This is a genomic window from Psychrobacter sp. CX16 (assembly GCF_057396245.1).
In genome coordinates, this window is the sequence record NZ_JBXYJF010000012.1 from 1 (window position 1) to 22,922 (window position 22,922).

13 protein-coding genes, 1 tRNA gene and 3 pseudogenes are annotated in these 22,922 nt (G+C 41.1%); 8 read left to right on the forward strand and 9 right to left on the reverse strand.

Annotated elements, in window-relative coordinates; all coding sequences use genetic code 11:
• Positions 1–156: 156 nt before the first annotated feature.
• The gene (locus tag AC2SLM_RS05970) at positions 157–1,149 is read right to left on the reverse strand and encodes a hypothetical protein (protein ID WP_486552589.1); all 993 of its coding nucleotides are present in this window, start codon (positions 1,147–1,149) and stop codon (positions 157–159) included.
• 359 nt (positions 1,150–1,508) lie between these two features.
• Between AC2SLM_RS05970 and AC2SLM_RS05975 the strand changes: the two genes are divergently transcribed.
• The 8 genes and pseudogenes from AC2SLM_RS05975 (at position 1,509) to AC2SLM_RS06010 (ending at position 11,361) form a co-directional block, all read left to right on the forward strand.
• Entirely contained in the window at positions 1,509–2,360 is an 852-nt protein-coding gene (locus AC2SLM_RS05975) for a glycerophosphodiester phosphodiesterase (RefSeq protein WP_486552590.1), read from the forward strand.
• Between the two features lie 244 nt (positions 2,361–2,604).
• Complete coding sequence (locus AC2SLM_RS05980; protein WP_486552592.1) at positions 2,605–4,026, forward strand: acyl-CoA desaturase; 1,422 nt, start codon at positions 2,605–2,607, stop codon at positions 4,024–4,026.
• Between the two features lie 409 nt (positions 4,027–4,435).
• Positions 4,436–6,034: a protein adenylyltransferase SelO gene (locus AC2SLM_RS05985; protein ID WP_486552593.1), complete on the forward strand. Its 1,599-nt coding sequence runs from the start codon at positions 4,436–4,438 to the stop codon at positions 6,032–6,034.
• Between the two features lie 362 nt (positions 6,035–6,396).
• A complete protein-coding gene (locus tag AC2SLM_RS05990; RefSeq protein ID WP_486552595.1) occupies positions 6,397–8,739 on the forward strand; it encodes an NADP-dependent malic enzyme in 2,343 nt (780 codons plus the stop codon).
• A gap of 95 nt (positions 8,740–8,834) precedes the next feature.
• The gene (locus tag AC2SLM_RS05995) at positions 8,835–10,073 is read left to right on the forward strand and encodes a tRNA nucleotidyltransferase/poly(A) polymerase-related protein (RefSeq protein WP_486552596.1); all 1,239 of its coding nucleotides are present in this window, start codon (positions 8,835–8,837) and stop codon (positions 10,071–10,073) included.
• 94 nt (positions 10,074–10,167) lie between these two features.
• Positions 10,168–10,244, forward strand: a tRNA-Ile gene (locus AC2SLM_RS06000).
• 108 nt (positions 10,245–10,352) lie between these two features.
• Positions 10,353–10,842: pseudogene (locus AC2SLM_RS06005) on the forward strand (IS1595 family transposase).
• Between the two features lie 24 nt (positions 10,843–10,866).
• Positions 10,867–11,361 (forward strand): GNAT family N-acetyltransferase, encoded by a 495-nt coding sequence (locus AC2SLM_RS06010; RefSeq protein WP_486552598.1) that lies wholly within the window; start codon positions 10,867–10,869, stop codon positions 11,359–11,361.
• Between the two features lie 121 nt (positions 11,362–11,482).
• Here AC2SLM_RS06010 and AC2SLM_RS06015 read toward each other — a convergent pair.
• The 8 genes and pseudogenes from AC2SLM_RS06015 to AC2SLM_RS06050 form a co-directional block, all read right to left on the reverse strand.
• Positions 11,483–11,695, reverse strand: a pseudogene (locus AC2SLM_RS06015) (IS1595 family transposase); the annotation flags it as partial.
• A gap of 358 nt (positions 11,696–12,053) precedes the next feature.
• Positions 12,054–12,746, reverse strand: coding sequence for a class I SAM-dependent methyltransferase (locus AC2SLM_RS06020; RefSeq protein ID WP_486552600.1), 693 nt, complete (start codon positions 12,744–12,746; stop codon positions 12,054–12,056).
• Between the two features lie 150 nt (positions 12,747–12,896).
• Positions 12,897–13,118: pseudogene (locus AC2SLM_RS06025) on the reverse strand (DDE-type integrase/transposase/recombinase); the annotation flags it as partial.
• Between the two features lie 400 nt (positions 13,119–13,518).
• Complete coding sequence (locus AC2SLM_RS06030) at positions 13,519–15,933, reverse strand: TonB-dependent receptor (RefSeq protein ID WP_486552601.1); 2,415 nt, start codon at positions 15,931–15,933, stop codon at positions 13,519–13,521.
• 249 nt (positions 15,934–16,182) lie between these two features.
• Positions 16,183–16,848, reverse strand: coding sequence for an RraA family protein (locus AC2SLM_RS06035; RefSeq protein WP_486552603.1), 666 nt, complete (start codon positions 16,846–16,848; stop codon positions 16,183–16,185).
• Between the two features lie 10 nt (positions 16,849–16,858).
• Positions 16,859–19,108, reverse strand: coding sequence for an IucA/IucC family protein (locus AC2SLM_RS06040; protein ID WP_486552604.1), 2,250 nt, complete (start codon positions 19,106–19,108; stop codon positions 16,859–16,861).
• 70 nt (positions 19,109–19,178) lie between these two features.
• Positions 19,179–21,209, reverse strand: coding sequence for an IucA/IucC family protein (locus tag AC2SLM_RS06045; protein WP_486552605.1), 2,031 nt, complete (start codon positions 21,207–21,209; stop codon positions 19,179–19,181).
• A 175-nt stretch (positions 21,210–21,384) separates the two neighbouring features.
• Positions 21,385–22,920, reverse strand: coding sequence for an MFS transporter (locus AC2SLM_RS06050; protein ID WP_486552607.1), 1,536 nt, complete (start codon positions 22,918–22,920; stop codon positions 21,385–21,387).
• Between the last annotated feature and the right edge of the window lie 2 nt (positions 22,921–22,922).

The following is a 22,922-nucleotide window of genomic DNA, read 5'->3' on the forward strand; positions in this document are numbered from 1 at the left end:
CATTTGAGTTTGAATATGAGAACGCCTTTCGAGTTTCATCAAAGTTATGGGTGTTCTGCATAGAAAAAACCAGATACACGGGGTATCTGGCTTGTTTTAAATCATCAACCTATTTTAGGACGAGACATACAGTATCAAATCAGTATAGATAAAGGCTTAGTAAGTGCCTTCTTCTTCAATGATAACCATCTCGATTCGCTCATCTTCTGGCACTTTCATCGGCTCTTTTGGCTCTTGCGGTTTTGCAGGCTTGCTTGGTGTATTTAACCCTACAACTTCGTTGTCATTGTTGTCTGTATTACGCTTTGGAGTATTAATCGGAGCCGGCGCTTCTGCCCTTGGATTAGGCTCTGGTTGCGGCTCACTATGCTGCTGAGCCGGCGTGTGTTGTCTTTGCTCAGGCTCAGGACGGACTCTTGGCTCTTGACGTAATCTTGGCTCTGATGGTAATGCAGGCTCAGATCTTGGCTTAACCGTTGCAGGACCAGCACGACTCGCATCTAGCGCAGATTGGAACTGGGATCTGGCGATAATATCAGATGCCGCTGTCAATATCGCAGGCTGTCCAACCACACGTGCAGCAGACTGACCGCCTTGCATACCGACCACGTAGTTGAAGTTATTGCTAACGAGCATATTGTTGTTCAAAGTAATATTTTGAGACTGCAAATAGCTACCTAAATCGCCGTCGCCTTCTAATCTCTGATACGCTTTATTAGCACGAATCACATCTTTATTAGGTACCGTTAAACTAAGGCTTGCATTACAAGTGACCATACCGTTGGCATTGGCACCTTGTAGCATAGTCGGATTGGCCACATCAATTAAGATAGAACCCACAGCATTGTTTGCATTTGAATAGCTTAAACTTGCATTTGCACGCTCAGCATAGCTATTAAATAGTGCTTGAGTTTGCGAGCCAACGCTGGCTTTGACAGATTGGGTTAGCTGAGTTAATGCGATGGGGTCATTACACAGAATAGCAGGAGCAGTATCTGCTGCGTTTTCATTTTCAGCAACGACAACTTGATTCTCATCTGAGCTCGCCTCTTGCTTTTTGCTACAAGACACTGCTGTAATACCGCAAAGTAATGCGACACTTACCAGACCAGTGTGACGAGAAACACTATCAAAACTTAACTTCATCATAACCTCTTAGATTATTCGCATATAAAGATGCCAATAACTCAATTTATCAATAACTCATTTGTGATTGTTCAAACATGAACGGAGCACTCGATTGGCAGTTGCTCAATAACTTAGGATAACGCAGGGTTAGTCCATTATTACGTTAGTCGCTCAACAACAATCTTAAACATTAAAGCGTACACGTTTGGGGATAAAGTAGGTATATTACCCATATCGAGCCGTATTATACGCCAAATAAATAGCTTTTGTTAATTAGTATTACTGTAAGCGTACTTAAATTCGCCATTCTGTATCTTTATATTAACTCGCAGTAAATTCAATCAACTCATCCTCTATTTCAATCCATTTAAGAGTTCAAAATGTCTACCCTATCGTTAAATCAGATGCTTGATATCTATCCCTCTTTCCTATTAGGTCATCGCGGTGCACGTGGAGAGAGGTTCGAAAATAGTTATCTTGGGTTTGAATACACACACCGCTTAAGTCAATTTTCAAAGAATAAACTGATTGGTATTGAGTTTGATGTTCAATTAACCAAGGATAATAAGTTGGCGGTTTTTCATGATGACTCTCTGCTTAGGCTATTTAAACGACAAGCTTGGGTCAATCAGTCTGCTTATAATGAGATAAAGCGTTTAACGGCAGGTCCACATGCCATTATTCTTCTTGACGATATTCTGCCAGTATTGAGCGGTTATAAACGGGTTGAGCTTGAGATTAAGACCCATCACCGTACGCATCATAGTGAGTTGATAAAGGCACTAAATCAAACTCTAAGCCAACCCCATTTTAATGAAACAGCCCTTACCTTGACCAGTTTTGATATTAAGCTGCACGAATTAATGAGCACTCATAGATTTTTAAAGCATTTTTCTCGTGGGTTATTGGTTGAGCTTGATGAGCGTTATGCAAAAAAGCAGGCTAACGAGCTTTCCTGCCAGCTGCCAAACCCAGATACGCTTGATTTGAATATGCCCACCTCTACATTACAGCCCTTAAATCAAACCGCAAATATTGCTAGGCGCCTTGGCTGTACAGGTGTGGGCTTATATCATCCTTTATATAATGACAAGATGATGCATCTTTTTAAACGTGCGAACTTAACCACCAGTGCATGGACGGTAAATAGTATCGATGAAGCCAAACGCCTGGTTACATTGGGCGTTAACTATATTATCACCGATTATCCGACTTTGTTTTTGGCATCTTAAAGCAAGTGCTTGTTTGTTACGGCTCTTTGTAACTGGCGTATATAACACGTAAAAAATGAGCTAAGTTTTAAAATACCAGTGAATGAGTGTTCACTTTAATATTATTATCGGGTATTCTATTAGCATACCACTCATCTATATCTATAATGGTTACTTCTAGATTTAAGACAGCACTATAAGCGATTGATTGCTGATTGCCCTTAGATTTAGAGTTTACCGCTATAAAGCAAGGAATGCCTCGAAAATGTACCACAACACGTCTACCGCCCTAACTCCCTTACACAAGCTACGTAACCTCCGTGATTTATCTCTAAATGTAGCCAGTAAGGCAATATATCAAAGTGGCCAAGTATTACAGCAGTTACCGAATCTCATCGATACGTTACGCACCCACGTCTCTTTTTCCAATACTCAGCCTTTAGCGTCGCGCCTAGGCTCTGATCCAAAGAGCACGGCAGATGCGTTAGGTGTTGACCCTGAACAAGAGCGTGCCTTTCAACAAGCACCTATTAACTGGGTACCGGCCATCGTCTTGACGGCCACCCCGATTGCAGCAGCGATTATCACACCTTGGTATCTGGCAACGCATCGTGTCAGCGCACCCACTTGGGGCGTCTTTGCAGCGGTCGGTGTTTGGACCGGCCTGAGTATCACTGCAGGCTATCACCGATTAATGTCGCATCGCACCTATAAAGCGCACCCTATCGTTCGCAACTTCTTTTTGGTGGGTGCAACCCTGGCTGTTCAAGGCTCTGCTTTTGACTGGTGCTCGGGGCATCGTACCCATCACCGCCATGTCGATGATCCGATGGATGATCCGTATTCGGCCAAACGCGGCTTTTGGTTTAGTCACATTGGCTGGATGTTAAAAAACTACCCAAGCGGACAGTTTGATTATAAAAATATTCCAGATTTAACCAAGGATAAGGTGCTGCAAATTCAGCATAAATATTATGGTCTATGGGTCGTCGCTGCAAATGTGGGACTGATTGGCACTATCGGTTGGTTAATCGGTGATGTCTGGGGTACGCTGCTACTGGCTGGACTGTTGCGCTTGGTGATTAATCATCACCTTACCTTCTTTATCAACTCTTTATGCCATATGTATGGTACCCGCCCTTATACCGACACCAATAGCGCCCGTGATAACTTCTTATTGGCTATCCCAACGTGGGGGGAGGGCTATCATAATTACCATCACTTCTTCCAATACGACTACCGGAATGGTGTGAAATGGTGGCAATATGATCCAACTAAATGGGTCATCGCAGCTTTAGCAAAACTTGGCTTAGCCTCTGACTTACGTGTCGTTGATGACACAACCATTAAGCATGCCGAGATCACGATGAAGTTTAAGCAAGCACAGCAAAAGCTTGCGCCGATTACTGATGAAAAAGGCTTGCTGATTGACAACAACTTACCACGCAGCTTACAACGCTTTAGTGACCGCATTAAGTTTGAGCAAGACTTATTTAAACAAACCGTCCAAGAATGGCAAGCTTTAAAAACCAAAGCGGTTCAGATGAAAAAGGGAGAATTTTCTGACAGATTGCATGAAGTCGATGAGATGCTAAAACATCAGTATCAATTGATTGAGCAGCGTATTAAAAAGCATGACCGAAATCTTAAAAAAACTTTTCACAGCATTGGTTATACGCCTGCTTAAAGTGCTTTATGCATCAAATAACTATCCTTATAAGAAATAATAAGATTAGCAGTATTCTGACTTAAGCTATGTGACTTATAGATAGGTAGTAAATACCACCTTACCCTTTGCCTGACTTATGGTCAGGTTGAAGGGTTTTTTTATGACCTCATTTCACAGCAAACTCTGTTACCACAATACTAAAATAGAACGTAGCGTAGATTTAAATGGGTGAAAACCATCACTTTTCAATTGTTTGCTGACGCTATATAACAATAACATTCTACCCCTACTTGTTACTGCCAAGCTTTGTTATCATCTCTCTCAATGCTACTCTTTACTAAAAATAATTTGTTTATTCAACAACTTACTTTTGCTATCACACGCACATTGCCAATCAATATATCCTACAAAAGCTGATATAAATATTATGAAATTTGAAAACAGTTACGCCAAACTTGACCCTCGCTTGTATAACAAACAACCACCTACCCCACTTAGTAACCCCAAAGCTGGACACTTCAATCCAATAGTTGCAAGCCAAATTGGCTGGGATGACGACCAAGACTTAATAGATAATTGGGTCAATATCTTGTCAGGTCATTATGTACCGGATGGATTTGAGCCATTATCTATGGCCTATGCTGGGCATCAGTTTGGTCAATGGGCAGGTCAGTTAGGTGATGGTCGCGGCTTATTGATGGCTCAAGTTCGTAATAAACAAGACCAATTGACTGATTTACATCTCAAAGGCGCAGGCCTTACCCCCTACTCTCGTATGGGAGATGGCCGAGCGGTTTTGCGCAGTACCATTCGTGAATATTTATGCGGCCATGCCATGTCATCACTGGGTATTCGCTCATCAAACGCACTGGGCTTTATCACCTCAGATACACCGGTACGCCGAGAGACTATGGAACAAGGCGCTGCATTAATGCGCGTGGCAGATACACACATTCGCTTAGGTCATGTCGAATGGATTGCAAGCTTTGCGCCAGACTTATTAGGCGGCTTTACCAAGTATATGATTGAAACATATTATCCTGAGCTGACCGATTCTGACACACCAGTAACAGACTTTATCTCTGCTGTGGTCAAGCGCACCGCGGCTATGATTGCCGATTGGCAGTTACTTGGTTTTGCGCATGGTGTAATGAATACAGATAACTTATCAATCACTGGCACCACGATTGATTATGGGCCTTTTGGTTTCTTAGAACGCTTTGATCCAGGCTGGATTAATAACCACTCAGACCATACAGGACGTTATACCTATCAAAATCAGCCAGCTATCGGGCATTGGAATTTGAATGTGTGGATGATGCATTTTATGCAGCTATCTGGAAAAACTGTCATTGGCGACAAACAAGAGACCATTAGTAGAGAGACCTTGGCAGACTGTTTATCGCATTATGAAACAAGCTTTATGCAGCATTATCAGCAAGGCGTGTGCCGTAAAATGGGCTTGCCTTGGGAAGGCTTAAATGATGCAAACAGCCCAGATTATCTGTCTTTAGAACAGTCGAATGCAACTCCAGATGCGGATGATATTAATGGTACATTAAGACTGGCCTTTGACTTCTTACAGTTTGTAGAAGATAACAAGCTTGATTATACCAACAGCTTTAGAGCGCTGATTGCTGTTCTTGATGCAGACAATCATGCTTATGAAGCTCAGCTACTAGCAAATATCAACCATGAACTTGATGCTGAATCATTACAAAAATGGCAGCAGTGGCAAGATAAATATACCGCTCATGTGAGTCAGCAGATTAGCAAAACAGGCTTGCTACACGATTCAAACGATGTGGTTATTAATATTCTAAAAAACAATAACCCAGTGTATGTGCTGCGTAATGCGATGGCACAGCGGGCGATTACACAGGCAGAATCAGGTATTTTTGCTGAAGTGGACCGCTTATTTCAGTTACTGACCACACCTTATGAAGTGCAAGACACAGCAACGGATGCGGATATCACACCACCGACTAAAGATGCAAGACCTATAGTGATTAGCTGCTCTTCTTAATCATAAGCAATCGCTAGAGAAGATAAGTGCGGATTATCCATAAAAAATCTAATTGACATCGCACTTTCCTATTAAAGCCGTCCATCTGTACTATAAACAAGGGTGGTATGGACGCTTATAAAAAAACTTAATTGACGAGGCGTGCTTTAAACGCTAAGGTAACTAACGTTATCAAACCCACTACATGGGTGACGTACACCGATATATCACCCAGATGTAGCGTATTAGTAATGATGATGATTTAAATGCGCTTTGGTTCTATGGTTTACACCTATAATAATGCTAAAATACAGTGGTTAAGTACACCACTTTTGAGTCTCCATTCGTGGATTTCCTTTTTCAAGATATAATTGGTCTTAAACATGAGCGACAATACTTCTAATACCCCATCAATGCCTGCAGAGAATGACTTCAATGCGATGAATCAAGAGCAGTTTGAACAATCTGCCTTGCATTACCATGAATTCCCTGTCCCTGGTAAAATCTCTGTCACACCTACCAAACAAATCGCTAACCAGCATGATTTAGCACTGGCTTATTCGCCTGGTGTGGCTGTGCCATGTTTAGAGATTCAGCGCGATCCTAAGCTTGCTGCAAAATACACTGCCCGTAACAACCTAGTTGGTGTGATTACAAATGGTACTGCAGTACTTGGTCTGGGTAATATTGGCCCATTGGCATCGAAGCCTGTCATGGAAGGTAAAGGCGTATTATTCAAAAAATTCGCTGGTATCGACGTTTTCGATATCGAAGTTGCCCAAAATGATCCTGATAAGTTCATCGAAGCCGTTGCTGCCTTAGAGCCAACTTTCGGTGGTATTAACCTAGAAGACATTAAAGCCCCTGAATGTTTCAAAATTGAGCGTGAACTGCGTGAGCGTATGAATATTCCGGTATTCCATGATGATCAACATGGTACCTCTATTATTGTTGGTGCGGCCCTAATTAATGCACTACAGCTTATTGATAAGAAAATCGAGGACATTAAAGTTGTGTGTTCAGGTGCCGGTGCAGCAGCCATCTCTTGTCTAGACCTAATCTGTGCCTTAGGTGTACAACGCTCAAACATCTACGTTGCAGACTCGCGCGGTATTATTTCAACCAAACGTGAAAACCTAGACGAAACCAAACAGCGTTATGCGCGTGACACAGACGCCACATCAATCAATGATGTGATGGACGATGCGGATATGTTCCTAGGCTTATCAATGCCAGGTCTATTAACCGCAGATATGGTGAAGCGTATGGCGCGTGACCCAATTATCTTTGCGTTAGCCAACCCAACGCCTGAGATTATGCCAGAACTTGCTCATGCCATCCGTGATGACATAATCATGGCCACTGGCCGCTCTGATTATCCTAACCAAGTTAACAACGCCTTATGTTTCCCCTATATCTTCCGCGGGGCGTTAGATGTTGGCGCGACTACCGTTAACGAAGAGATGAAGATTGCGTGTGTACATGCTATTGCAGCTATGGCACATGTTGAAGCAACACCGCTACAAGGTCAAAAATACGTCGATACCAGCAAGAGTTTTGGTAGAGAATATCTAATCCCTGGACCACTTGAGCCAAATCTAATCATTGAAATTGCATCTGCTGTTGCTAAAGCGGCGATGGATTCTGGCGTTGCTACTCTGCCAATTGAGAACTTTGCGGCCTATCGTCAGAAGCTGTCTGCCTTTGTATACAACTCTGCATTTGTCATGAAGCCTCTATTTGCTCGTGCCAAAGAAGATCCAAAACGCATCGTATACTGTGAAGGTGAAGATCCAGACGTTCTACGTGCGGTTCAAGTTGTGGTTGATGAAGGCCTAGCCAAACCAATTCTAGTAGGTCGCCCTGCTATCATTGAATCACAAATTAGTGCCTTGAGCCTACGTTTAAAAGCTGGCGATAACATTGAAATCGTTAACCAAGATAACGATCCTCGCTACAGAGATTACTGGCAGTTCTACTACGAGCAAAACAAACGCAAAGGTGTGAGTATTGAACTGGCTCGTCGTGATGTCCGCCGTAAGACAACTCTTATTGGCTCTTTATTGGTCGAAAAAGGCGATGCAGATGGTATGATTTGTGGTACGTTCAGTCACTACAATCTACACTTAGACTATGTACGCCGTGTGATTGGCCGTCTAGATGGTGTGAGCGACTTCTATTCAATGAATGCGGTATTGATGCAAGATCGTAGTCTATTCATTGCTGATACTTACATCCACGAAGACCCAACTGCAGAACAATTGGCTGAAATGACCGTATTGGCCGTGAATCAAATGCGCCGCTTCGGTATCACGCCACGCGTTGCGCTATTATCACATTCAAACTTCGGTACCTCTAGCCGTGACAGTGCAGTGAAAATGCGTAAAGTGTTTGAGCTGTTGACTGAAATGGACGTTGACTTCGAATTTGATGGTGAGATGCATGGTGATGCAGCACTTGACGATGTGATTCGTCGTCATGACTTCCCGCACAGCGTATTAAGTGGCCCTGCTAACCTTTTGATTATGCCAACGCTAGATGCGGCTAACATTGCCTTTAACCTAGTTAAAACTGCAACCAGTAGCGCATCAATTGGACCTATCTTATTGGGTGCAAGCAAACCAGTTCATATCTTAACGCCTTCAGCAACAGCACGCCGTATCGTGAATATGACAGCACTTGCGGTTACTGAAGCTCAAGATATCGAAGCAGATGCGAAAGAGTAAATGATTGAATCGACCGACAAGTAGTTGAATACAAAGAAGCCAGCCTTGTTGCTGGCTTTTTTTAAACTTTATTTTGCTAGAGCTAGAGGCTAAATATGCAAGTATATGTTGTTGGCGGCGCTGTCCGAGATAAGCTTTTAAAACGTCGATATACCGATAAAGACTTTGTGGTAGTCGGTGCAACACCTGAGCAAATGCTTGATGCTGGATTCATTCAGGTGGGTGCAGACTTCCCTGTGTTTTTGCATCCAAAGACAAAAGAAGAGTACGCCTTAGCGCGCACTGAGCGTAAGTCGGGTAAAGGCTATAAAGGCTTTGAGGTCTATGCTGCACCTGAAGTGACTATAGAGGAAGACCTACTGCGCCGTGATTTAACCATCAATGCTATGGCTATTGAAGTCAATGGACTCAATGATGACACCCCAAAGACGGGTGAAGTCATTGACCCATATGGCGGCGTGGAGGACATAAACAATAAAGTACTGCGTCATGTCTCTGAGGCCTTTAGTGAGGACCCATTGCGTGTATTACGCATTGCTCGGTTTTACGGCCGCTTTTATCAGCCGCAGGCAGAACAAAAATTTAGTATCGCTCCTGAAACATTGGCGTTGATAGACAGCATTAATCAGACAGATGAGCTACATCACTTAACGGCTGAGCGAGTATGGCAAGAGACCAGTCGTGCGCTTATGCAGGGTAGCCCGCAAGCGTATTTTGACTGCCTGTATCAAGTAGGCTCCCTGCCCCATGTCATGCCTAATCTTGCTGCTGCTTGGCAACATGATGAAGCGACTAAACAATTTATCTGCCGTGCTTTAGCACTTTCAGGACAGTTAAATCTGCCTTTGCATCAGCGCTGGACACTATTAATGTTATCTTTTGCCGCGGATACTATAACCAGTCCGTTATACAAACAGCTAGGCGTACAGGCCAATATGTCAGATATTTTAGAGCACACTGCTACGGATATTAGTGCATGGTCTGACAAGCAAAAAGCGGTGGGCAATCAATTAAAAGTACCGAAGAAAGTGACTCAATTCGCGCAAACGTATAACCAATGCTATCCCTATTTGCTTAAGTATAATCAGCTTACGGCAGAGAATATTGCAGCACTTATTGGCATGACCAAAGCCGATAAAGATATGAGTACCCTATCTGAGATATTGGCTCTACATCATGTTGCCAAAACTGCCTATCAGCAGTTTGAGTTTGAGACGTTTGTTGAAGCGTATAAGCAAGTGACGATTCAAGATATTGATAGCAGTCTGCAAGGCAGCGCTATTGGTGAAGCGCTAAATGTGGCTCGGATTGATTCTATTGCGAAAAATTTATAAAAAGTTGCACTAAATACTCATCTTACCCTTGCAAATTTATAATTTTCGGGTAATATAATGCGTCTAATCAAGCAAGTTCAAATGCTTACTATTAGGGCCCATAGCTCAGTTGGTTAGAGCAGAGGACTCATAATCCTTTGGTCGTAGGTTCAAGTCCTACTGGGCCCACCAAATTTTGATTCAAGGCTTACCGTCATATTCGGTAAGCCTTTTTTTATGGGTGTTTCGTGGGATTAACGAGTATATAAGGGTATGGTGAACAATATAGAAAGTTAGTATATTTGTTGGTATAAGCAAAACAGACTAATCGAACCATTTATTGCAGGTTCTACAGCAAGAACAGCAGTAAGCTTAGTCGATGTCAACAAAACCACAGCCAGTTATTACTTTCTTAGGCTAAGACTGCATATTTACAAAAATAGCCAAGAGCCTGGTATATTCGAAGGTGAGACCAGATAGCATTGTCTGCACTGATTCATTTAAAAGCTATAACGCATTAGACATCAGTGAATTTACTCATTATCGTATAAACCACTCTAAAACCTATGTTAATAATAAGAACCATATTAATGGCATAGAGAATTTATGGAACCAAGTTAAACGGCATTTACGTAAGTTTAATGGTGTTCCAAAAGAGCATTTTCACCTCTATTTAAAGGAGTGTGAGTGGTAATTCAATCACAGTGATCTAAAGTCGCAATTATTGAAATTAAAACAATGGGTTAAACAGGGTTTGTTAAGCAAGATAGATACAGGCATACCATATTAATTCTAGGTAGATTAAAGAATGATTATGTTTGAAACTGAAAATTTATTTTTAAGATCATTTACTAAAGAAGATTTAGATGAAGCTATTTCGCTATTTCATGATAGGGATTTCATGGTATTTTCACCTAATGGAGCTTTAAATATTGAAGACGCTACAGACCGTTTTTATGAAATTTTAGAACATTATGAAAAATATGGTTTTGGAAAATTAGCCATTATATCTAAAAATACGAGTAAGATTATTGGCTACTGCGGTTTTGAGGTATGTATACTAGATGGAAGAAATGAAGCAGAATTAGGGTTTAGATTAATCAAAAGCGAGCGACGTAAAGGATATGTCATTGAAGCGGCTTCTAAATTAATAGAAGATATGAAAAATAGGGGCTTTCAGAATGTATTAGCTTTCTCCGAAGAGCTAAATTATCCTGCTCATAATCTTTTAAAGAAACTAGGATTTAATAAAACATTCTTATCTAATTTTCTTAATATGAATGTTGTCTTCTTTAGTAAGAGCCTCTAAATCATTTCCATTCAAATGATGCTAGTTATATGAGCAAACAAAAAATATTTTTTAGTGGAGGGTTGAGCCTTAATTTATAGGCTAATGGCCTTAGTATACTAACTTGCTGAAATAGTCTAAATTCAAGTAACTCGACTTCACCATCGAAGCTTTCATCAGCTTCAAGTGATAGATAATAATCAATAACAAGTCTTATCTTTCGATAGAATAATATAGATGAATTTGGTTGTATACCGAGTATATCAGCCGCTGAACGGTCTGTTATTTCAAGTACTAAATATTCAATTAGCCTTAACTGTACTTTTTTACTTAATTTACAACGGGTTAACTTCATTGTAGTAGTCTAAAACATAGTGCTTATCTACTACAGCTCCAAATACACTACTTATCGTTTTTTTGCAGTATTTTTACTTATGGGTTTAAGAGAATACCTGTGCAAAAAATGATTGTTTATATTTAGCGGGAGCTATTGTCTTCCTAAAATCAAATATCAAATAGCTTCTTATGGTGCACATTATGGTACACAATATTTATATTTGGTATTTAGTTGTCATCATGTATCAGCAGATGACTTAAACCGATTAGGTGCTATCTTAGATACCATCATGACTACAACCAGTGTTCATATTGTGGCAATGACTGGCTCCTACTTCCGTGGCGACTCCGTTCCCATCTTGTCAGATAAAAATGACTTATTTCTTTGTTAACAGCCAACCCATATAAATCGTTGATTGAAAAAACCGTATCGGCGTATCAAAACCTGCTTCCCTACACAGCTCAGTAAACCGCTGTCCGGATACGTGATGCAGCTTGTTCTCAAGACGGTCTAAACGAAATGCTATGACGTCTTTATCCATATCGCTAGGTAGCAGCTTTTTTAGAACCGATAAATTCTGTTTGATATGATTTTGGTCACCATTGATATCAAAAACAATCAACGGTGCTTGTGGTTTAAGCCGAGTGGCTATGTCTCTTAATAATACCAACTTGTCGCCGTTGTCCTCCAAAAAGTGTAACACTAGTAATAATGTAGCGGCATCGTACTGTTTAGCATCGACCTCAACACTAGCACTTTGTAAGTCGGCAACCACGCCTTCGACTATACTGACGTTAGGATAATCTGCTAGTTTTTGTCTCGCCTGCGCTACCATGTCTGGAGACGGGTCGATACCTGTGAGTTGCCAATCTGATGACGCCTCAGCCAATACTTTGATTTCATTACCCGTGCCACAACCTGCTATAAGAACCTCATTATGACCTATTTGATGAGAACGTAATAAGTCTGGCAGTAAACTAACAAATTTGTGATAGCAAGGTATCCATGTCTCCACAAAATTATCATAGTGCGTGGCTCTATCGCCTTCAAATACTTCGACGCTATTCATTACTATGTCCTTTTTTAAGTGACTTGAATTTAGGATAAGGAAGCTTTCTATTGGCGCTTTATCATATGAGAGAGGATAAGTAAGTGTCTGAGGACACATAACCGAGTGCATGGTGGAAGGCTATGCCTGTAGAGGGTTGCCACGACGTTACATTGAGCCTATGAATTCATGTTTTTGGATTATTTTACGATAATTATTATTACAGTATTGACTGCTCTATCTGAATGTACGATAAGCACGTTTGTTACTAATCACCATCGTTAAGGCCTTACACACCAAATTAGCCATCATGCGCTTATTCATGGCGTAACCGACCACTTCTTTGGTGTACAAATTTTTTACTCCAGCCAAATACAACCAGCCCTGCTGTGTTCAAACGTAGGTGAGAGATGTTGAAGTAGCAACTCACTCGAACACAGCTCTCGTCTGGCATTGCTACCTAACTGAAGTAAAACTCTTTCCGTTATAGTCGGGACGGTTTAAATATCTCATGCTTATATCTTTCGAACTATTCATTGGCTTGTAATATACGGAAATCCATAATTTTTAGTGCCGACTTTTGTTAGGTAGCGGCGAGAAAGCTAGAGCTTGTGCAATTAGAGCAACTGTTTCATGAGCATATCCATTACTAGAATAATGAGCGTACTCGACTCAAATTAAAAGGACTGAGCCTGTGTAATACAGAACTCAGTCCTTGTTTTAAATTAAAACGACCAACATTTGTAGGTCAGTTCATCACCGCCCTCTTTTTTATGAATAATCTCAATTAAGATTAGTAGTCGATGGTATAACTGATACCATAAGTCGTACCTTGTGAGGGTAGACGGTTCATAGCTCCATAGGTCGTCTGATGATAAACGTTCAAGTAGTCTTTATTTAGTAAGTTGTATACCCCGTAATCGACTGTGCCTTGTCCTTTAGGCAGTTTCACCTGACCTACCAAATCAAAGGTAGCATAGCCTGATACTTCATTTGCCTTGGCATCAGGGTCTTTGCGCTGATCTTTATAAGCTTTGTCTGTGCCATCAATAGCCAGTGCTTGCAAGCGGATATTACTGCCATTGTTGAAGTTATATTGCGCATAGGCCGTGCCTTTAAACGGTGATATACGATCCGCACCAAGCTCTAACCAGTCGCCATCTTTTTTGTATTGACCACGCGTATAAGCTAATGTTCCACCCAGTTGCCAGTTGTCACTTAACTTTTGGCTAATAGAAGCTTCTGCTCCGTAGACACGTTCATCGGTATCCACAACCTCAACCGTATAATTATCTGTAAATCGAACGGTTTTGTCCGATTCATTATAAAATCCGCTCAACTTAGCATTGGTATTACCGTGCGTGCCTTGCCACCCAAGCTCATAGTTATCCACTTCAATCGGCTGCACATTATCTGAGTTAACAACGAAACCTGAACGAACATCACGTAGGGCACGCTGGATATCAGCAGTAGTAAAGCCTTGTGAAAAGTTGGCAAAGATTTGATCTTCTGGCGTAATCTGATAGCTGGTGCCGACATTAAATAAGGTTTTATGATGGTCAGTATCACCAGCTTCTACTCTGCCTGCTTGGTAATCAATACCATATGCATTTGCTACAGGGGCAATACGGGGGTCGTGAAAATACTCTTCTAGTATCTGCTCATAAATGGGGGTAAAGCTATCGGTATCTGATTTGAGCTTTTGATAACGTACCCCTGCGCTAGCATGCCACTTATCTGTAAAATCTATATCAGCGTTGACAAATGCACCAATTTTATCAATAGTCGTATCTGGCCCACCATAGTAAGTACGGCCATTGGGTTCAGCTACTAAACCATTGCTGGCCATAAATTTATTTAAATCTTGACCATAATACGTCTGCTCACTTTCTTCACGCTCATAATCTGCGCCGTAGCTTATAAGTGTTGGCATATCTTTAATATCAAGCTCAGTTTGCATGGCGGCGCGTACACCCTTCACTTCGATATCTGCTTCTGACTGTGTCGCAATCACAGCGGCACCTGCTAACTTTTTCAGCGTATCTCTATCAGCTAACCCATTGGCTACCCATTCACCGATTGCCTGAGTGCTTGCGTCTTTACCAGATGGATAAAACCGTCCTTTTTCATCTCTATAATACCCCGTAATACTTAGATTAGAGTTTAGAAAGTCATTATTATTATAGTTCAGGTTAACTGAGGTTTTACGGGTTCTTGGCTCATGTTCAATGTGCGCCCCATCGATAGCACGCAGTGAAGGTGTAGCGCCAAATAATACTTCTAAATTATCGCCATAATCTGGGCCATAATCTGTGTCTTGTTCATCATTGTAATAGGTGACAGCTAAGTTTAGGCTTTGCGATTCATCAATATTTGCCCCCACATTCGCATTCACACTAAGCGACTGAGTATCTTGCTGATCGGTCTGGTTAACATCTGGGCTAATACGATTGCCATGACTATCAAATTGCCCGCCCTTGTCCTCATAATCAACATCTAAGCGCCCCCAGATATTATCACCACCATAGGCTAGAGTTTGACCGACATTATAGCCTAGTGAATCAGAGTCAAAATCGCGAGCAGCGCTCATACCGATACGAGTTTGACCTTGAAACCCCTCTCCTTCCACCGACTTGGTTACCAAGTTAATGAGGCCGCCTGCAGCGCCTGAACCATAAATACTGGTTGCCCCTGATAGTACTTCTACTCGCTCAAGTTGCGCCGGATCAATACTATTTAGCTCTCGTGATAAATTACGTGACCCTGTTAATGGCACACCGTTTAATAAAAATTGAACTGGTCTACCATGCATGGTGGTGCCATAGTTACTTGTTCCACCACTACTGGTACCCAAGCTTGGGATTAATTGTGCCAATATATCACCGGTGGTACGGCTGCCCACAGCTTGAGCATGTATATCTTTTTCTCTAATAACCTGAGTCACCGCCGGCATTTCACTGATTTTTTGTGCAAGTACCGTCCCTGTTTTTGCGAATCCTGTTACCACCACCGTATCAAGTGTCGCACTTGGAATATCTGCCGCTTCCTCAGCTGATAAGTTAGTGACTTTAGCTGCATTAGTGGTCATCGAATTTGATTGAGAAGTCGTATCATTTTGAGCTGAGGTAACATTCGCATCAGTTTGTGCATAAAGTTGCTGACTAATACATAAACTTAGAACAGATAATGCAAGGTGATGATTCTTCATGGAATAATTTCCTCTTGTTGGGCTTATTAAGTTTTGCTGGCAGATAATCGACTGACCAACCAAAGTTATCTTTTAAATCGCAACCTGTCCTTCCGAGATTAAAACTAATAAAGCAGGTTACTAAATACTGTTACAATTAATACTATTTGAATTAAAAAGGTATTAAATACGTAATTTTAAATACAAAAGCTATTCTAAATGATAATCATTATTAATTCTATAGTTTTATGAAACATTTTGGCAATTTCTTTAATTCTTGTTATCAGCTTCAAGTTTTTTAACCAGCTGATCCAGTTCATTATTTTGATAAGCACTCATAAATAATTGCAGTTTTGCGTCGTCTTTTTGCTGCTTTTGTTGACACCTTCTAAGTAAAGAATGTGCAAGTGGTAATGGCAGGATAAATACTCCATCACTATCCATCACTGCCACATCTCCTGAACTTATAGCAATCGTCTTGCTATCACCTATTTGGTAGTTCAAATCACAATGTATCTCACCCTGTTCACCCTGAGATTTATAGGTAGTCAAAGCACTAACCCCCGTTGCAAACACAGGAAAATCCAGTTGCTTCAGTGCCATAGAATCTGTCACTTTTCCTAATACGATGACCGCACTTAACTGCTCATATATGGCAGCACAAGTGCGTAAAGCCCCCCAACATGCTTTATCCCCTAATATCTGTGCATCAATACACAACACGTCATTGGGGTGTGCCAATCGTAATGCTTTATTAATTACGTCGGTATTGTCTGAATTCAGACGTACCGTTACCACTCGACCCGCTAGACCTTGAGTGCAGGCTTGCAGTGGCGTTATTCCAGCTAAATATCCCTCTTCAGTGAGATGACCTATGGTTGAACTATCAATCTTTCGATACGCAGCAACAAGCGAGTCTATGGCAGAATTTGTCATTTCTTTGTCCTTAATTTTTGCTATGCGTCTGAGGTTGACGATCACTAAGCGCTTGTACGGATATGGGATTTGTCACCACACTCTCACCTGCTGGCATACTGCCATGTGCTTGTTGCCCTCTTTCAATGACAGGCAACATTAAAGTTTTATGTGGATAAAAAGGGCTGTCTAACAAGTTCTGCTTAAGTACCTGGTATTGATCGTCATCAAATTCTAACTGTTCCAGTGTTTGCTCTATTATTTCTCTCACTGTTGCCCACAACCTAACCTCAGCCAAATCATAATGAGCTGCTAAAGATTCAATAATGGCACGAATATTCACCAATATACCCAAGGACTGTAAATAAAATATCAATGCCTCAGGGGTATCTCTGTATAATCTATTTCTAAAATTAGGCGGGCTTAGATACTGGGGATCATGTATTTGATGCCGAGCAAGCCAAGGTAGATGAATACGTACCGAATCATGATCACGTAATAACAGCCCATTAAATTGATTGTCTTTTAAGACCATAATCACATTTTGGCCGTGTAACTCAGGCACAAATCCAAGACGGATGCAGCGCAGCATAGTGCCCAAAAATACCTGACAAAGATTGGCAAAGCAGTTCATAACACGTGCCTGATTGTGAATGTGAGTGGTACTCATTTGCTCACTTTGGTACTGAGAATCTATACCTTCTTGCTCTATATCTGTATCTATTTGATAATTGTCAAAATCCTCTAACAGCTCATCAAAAATATGGTGAGAGGTATGTTGCTGATGCACCAACATACCTAAGCTTGCCATGGGCAATAGACGCACAGAATCATCGCATAACTCATTGGGCAGACAACGTATCAACACCCCTAAATGAGTGGGCTTTTCTTGATAAAAGCTTGGGTTAGTTGAGCTTTTATCATGACGGTGTTCAGGCGGCATATAACCCCACCATATACGCTCATCCCATAGCCACATTTGTTGACCTAAAACAACATCACGAAGCTGGGCTTGTGCTAGCAATGCTTGGTTTTTTTCTGCATTGATAAGCTTTAAAGCTGGCAAGTATCGCTTGGAATTTAACGCATATATTCCTAGTGGTAATTTAATGCTATAGGGCGTATTGGTGCATAACAACATACTTCGCATGGATGAGCTTGCATGACTTACCAGCTGATTAAAACGTAGTTTCACGACTGTTGTTTTTGATAAATCATCACTAAAAAACGCCTCAATTTCATTTTCCATTTGCCAAGGGTGTACAGGAATCGCAATATGGCTATCAAGCACCCCTCGCGCTTGTAACTCCTGCTCTAAGCTTTGGTATTGCTGCGGATTAAGTAGGTATTGTGCAGGTGTCTTACTATTTTCACTTTGCTCTAATACAGCAGAAAACATAAGGTGGTTTTTATCCACTGCCACCCAATTCAGATAAATAGGCTGACCAAACTCAGCCATGTATTGCTGATAATCCTGCTGATTAAATCCAAGCTTACCCTTGGCTAAAGGATGAAAAGGCCGGTCTGTCAAAGACGCCCACTGTTCAGAGGCAATAAGGCTTTGATACCAATGCTCTTGGTTATAGACCAACGAGGTTATATCCGCTTGCGCTGACCACTGTAGTGCCAAAAATGAAGCTTTTAAGCTCTCTTTTAATTTGAGGACTCCCCCCTCTGGTAGCTTATCTTCTGCATTATCCATGGCTAATAATAACAGCGACAGCAATAGCTCAGCTGAGTCAATCACCTGAAACTGCCTATCAAACATAGTATCAGTTTGAGCCATATTATTGTCTGAGTTGTTCATCTCAGCACCCGTCCCCTCCTTTATGTAAGGGTTGGAGTCCGAGTACAAAACAGGCAAACAAGCCTCCTTTAATTGCCACGTTGAATTGTACCGCGAATGAATCAACAGCAGTAACTGTTCATCATTAGGCAACATAATAACCACCAATGGTGTATCATTTTTACATAGTGCATCGGTAAACTCTTTATTATAAGTTGCCGTCAGTTGATGCAGCTGGACATATACATCCTCTTGATTATCAGAATAACAGAGATTATTGTTTTTAATTTTCTGAGTCGGTTGCTTAGTAAGTTTCTGAGTAAGTTGCTGAGATAATTTAGCGATATATTCACGGCTATTGGTTAATATGACATCGTCAGAATTTAACCATTGTTCAAGTTGGCAACACTCTAGTAATTGATTTATCAATCGCCACTGTGCCGTTTCTATAGCCGTTAAATGATTTTTTGTTTGTACTGGAAATAGGCTCAACATCACATTCATCTCTTTCGCTATCAATCATAAAGGGTCTTTTGGTTATGGATTTATATTGCTGGCAGCATTCCTACTCACTACTTACCACTTTATATAGTGGATTATTGATATATTTAATGGGAAATACCGCATCACCAAACAGACGCCTTTTGGCCAAAGACTCTATACGTGTTTGCTCAGCAAAGAAATCAAATAACTTATAGCGGGCGTGATGCTCTGGATGGGCGTGTTGATAATCTTTGATACACTGTGCCACCTGTTGCCAAAACTGCTGCTCTGGATAGTCATAATGTGTTTGCATAAAAATAGCCATATCTGCAAAGGCAACAAAAAATAAACAAGCCACTGTCATATCACGAATACCGTCAGTATCCTCAGTTTCGATAAATGAACCTCTGTTCAAGGCCGCATGCGCAGCAGGTAAGCTGTAGAATTGGGGACGCAAATCTTGTCTTGTCAGATGCTCAGGGGAATAACGAATACCATCATGCAAATCTTTTAATAACACTTTAATCGGATAGCCATTTTCGTGTACCAATACAATATTTTGTGCATGGCATTCAAGTGCGACACCATGAGCAAATAACATATGAATAATAGGCAATGTCGTTACCTTAATCAGTTGCTTAATCCAACTCTCCATACCATATTGTTGTATCCAAGGGTCTATAAGCAAACTGCCGTCAGCGTTAATATAACTCACACCGTTTAAAGGATAAGCTTGCTGATTGGCTTCTAAATACTGGCTGACATTTTCTCGCCAAATTGCACCAAGTCCACCATAAATATCTGGATGTTGATAGCCTTGTCCACGTAACGTCTCATGATCCAAACTGATACCCATCGTCTCTCCCAAAAATGCAATATTTAGTGACTGTGCTGTCTCATCTTCTGCAATTAATTGGTTAAGCCATTGGGTCACTATGGCAGCGTTCATCACCGTATGCTTGGCAAGTATCCGAGTACTAGAAGTATTAATTAGATGCATACTTAGTTTCAGATAATGCTTATCCTCCGACAGCATCGTCAGTGACCGTATCGACTGCTGAGCGTGATAGGTTGCTAACGTTGGACCCAAATAAATAACCTTCTGAGTATTCAATAAAGGCTGAAGGGCATAAATAAGTGTATTTTGCCATTGCCAAGGATGCGCAGGAATCAAGCCATAATCACTCTCATCATCAACCACGTTTTTTAGCTTATCCGTCAACTTATAATAATCATTATCGCCCAAATACTGCTTTATCCACTGGTTAATAGCCACCGATTCAACACTATTACTTACCAGTAAACTACGATCTACCGCTAACCATACAACAGGCACATCGTGGGCAAACTCAGGGCCATACTGATAATTGTCATTAATATTGAACCCAATACGTGATTTAAAGCAGGGATGATAGGGGTGCCCTGCCATCAAGTAGCCCTCCAACTGAGGATAAGTCAATATATTAATATCAGTAGGCATAAAAGGGGTCATTGCTTGCGCCTGTATTTCATTGATTAGGGTATGACGCAGCTCTTTAATAAAAGAATTTACTAGCTTGGGTGACTGATCATCTGCTGTATTGGTTTGGTTTGGATAAACAGAAGAGGCTCTAATATTTAATATAATGTCATTAATAATGCCCTCTAATGTTGCCGGTTGCTTCTCCTCTTGCTGTACACGCATCACGTCTACGTCGTTAAAGCGAATCAAATCAAAGCTATAATGGATATAACCTTCAGCCACATAGCTAATCTCATTAGATGCCTTAATAATAAAAGTGTGTAGCGTATTGGAATGCAAAGCATTGGTTTCACTTGATGCTACCGGGCTGTGCTGATAATCCAAAATATCTTCAAACAATAACGCTTGTAATAATTGTTTGATGACACGCTGTTCTATCTGCTGCATCTGCATCTTAGACAATACTCTCGGCACTTCTGGCTGTACACCCGCCCTACTATTATCAAACGTACTACTGTCCTCTTTGGTTTGCTTTAAATCATGCTTTATTAGCTGGGTTTGCCAAGGCCAAGTTGCCTTTAAGAAATCTGTAGATTGCTGCTCATGTTTATCAACACTTTTTGAAATGCTAATATGCTTTGATTGTTGCATGGATAACTCCCTAATTAACTTTATGAAGACAGGTATGTGCCTCATTTATTTTGTTTTGATTTAATGTTTTTTTGATTTAATGTTTTTTTGATAAACAATAATAAAGATACTAATGATAATTATTTACATATATAAATAATAAAATGCTAATCATGACTTTAACTATAAAAACTAACTAGGGTAATTTACGTGCGGAAATGAAGGTTACTAACAGCATAACCGCCAGCCCTAAAAAGACCTCTTGCATAGATGCTATTAGCGGATTAGATAATAGATTAGGTAACCCATTAGGAAATATACTGGTAATCAAGTCAGCCATACTTAAACTTGGTAAGAGGTGAGCCAACAGACCCAGTCCGCCACCATTGATATATAAGGTCGCTAGGGTGATAAAGATTGTTGATATGATGCGTCTACTGATGTTATTTAGCGCTGCACCATCCGTCACCAGATGCTTATCCAAACTGCCTAGCCCTACGGTTGTGGTTGGCAAATAAGCCAGTCCCACACCCACACCATGTATACTCATAATCAGCATAATCAGCCATATATTAGGCGCAAATAAGCAAACAGCGAGCAGTAACATTGCTACACCACTAATGATGACACCCGCACTACCAATGCTTCTAGCACCATATCTATCAACAACTTTACCAGCAATATGAGTCGTAATACTGGCAATTAAGGTTGCCACCATTAACACCACACCTGTCCACATCGCACTTTTATGCATCACCTCTTGGATAATAATAGGAAGGAATAAGAGCCCCATCATCAATCCAAGTGTTTGGGTGATACTTAAAATAATGCTGTGCAAATATGTTTTATTAGCAAACAAACTCACATTAAGTAACGGACTTGAATGCTTACGCTCATAGCGCCACCAAATCCCAGCAGTCACAAAAAATGCAACCACAGACATCCCTTGAATAAAGCCATTCGATGCGCCAATCTCTAGATGCGACTTTAACGCATTGAGCCATAATGTTAGTGCCATCAGCCATACAACTAAAGCAATAAAACCTGCCATATCAAATGACCTATCTCTATATTGCTCTTTTTGAGTCTGTGACTCAGGCAATGATGGCATCCACCATACCGCCATAGCGACCACCAGTACGCTAAGCGGTAGCGTTATAGCAAATAAAGTCCACCACTCAAAATGTGCCACTAAATAAGCACCCATTAAGGGGCCTATGGCTAAGGACAACATAATCACAATCCCCCACAATGCCATAACGCGGCCCTGCTTGTTGCTTGGATATATTTGGTACAGTAGACCTATTGATAACGGAATAATCAAACCACCTGCCAGCCCTTGAATGGCTCTTGCCACAATAATAAATGCCATACTGGTTGCCAACATACCTGCAAGCGACCCTGCCATAAATCCGATAATAGCAACGACATATATCCGCTTAAAATCAAAGACTTTACTCAAGTAGCCGCTGAGCATTAACCCCACACTCATCGCTAGCACATAACCATTTAATACCCAGCCACCCATCACAATATCCACTGAAAACACAGACATAAATACGGGAATAGCAGGATTTAAAGCACTATTACTAAAGCTAACCACCGTACCCCCTAGCAATAAGATCCATAGTACACGCCGTACTTGGCTGTCACCCAGCAACTCAGGGGGGCTATTTTGGGATGAGGGGCGCTTTTTAGAGGATAAAGGGCGCTGCTTTAAAAGATTTGTCATGA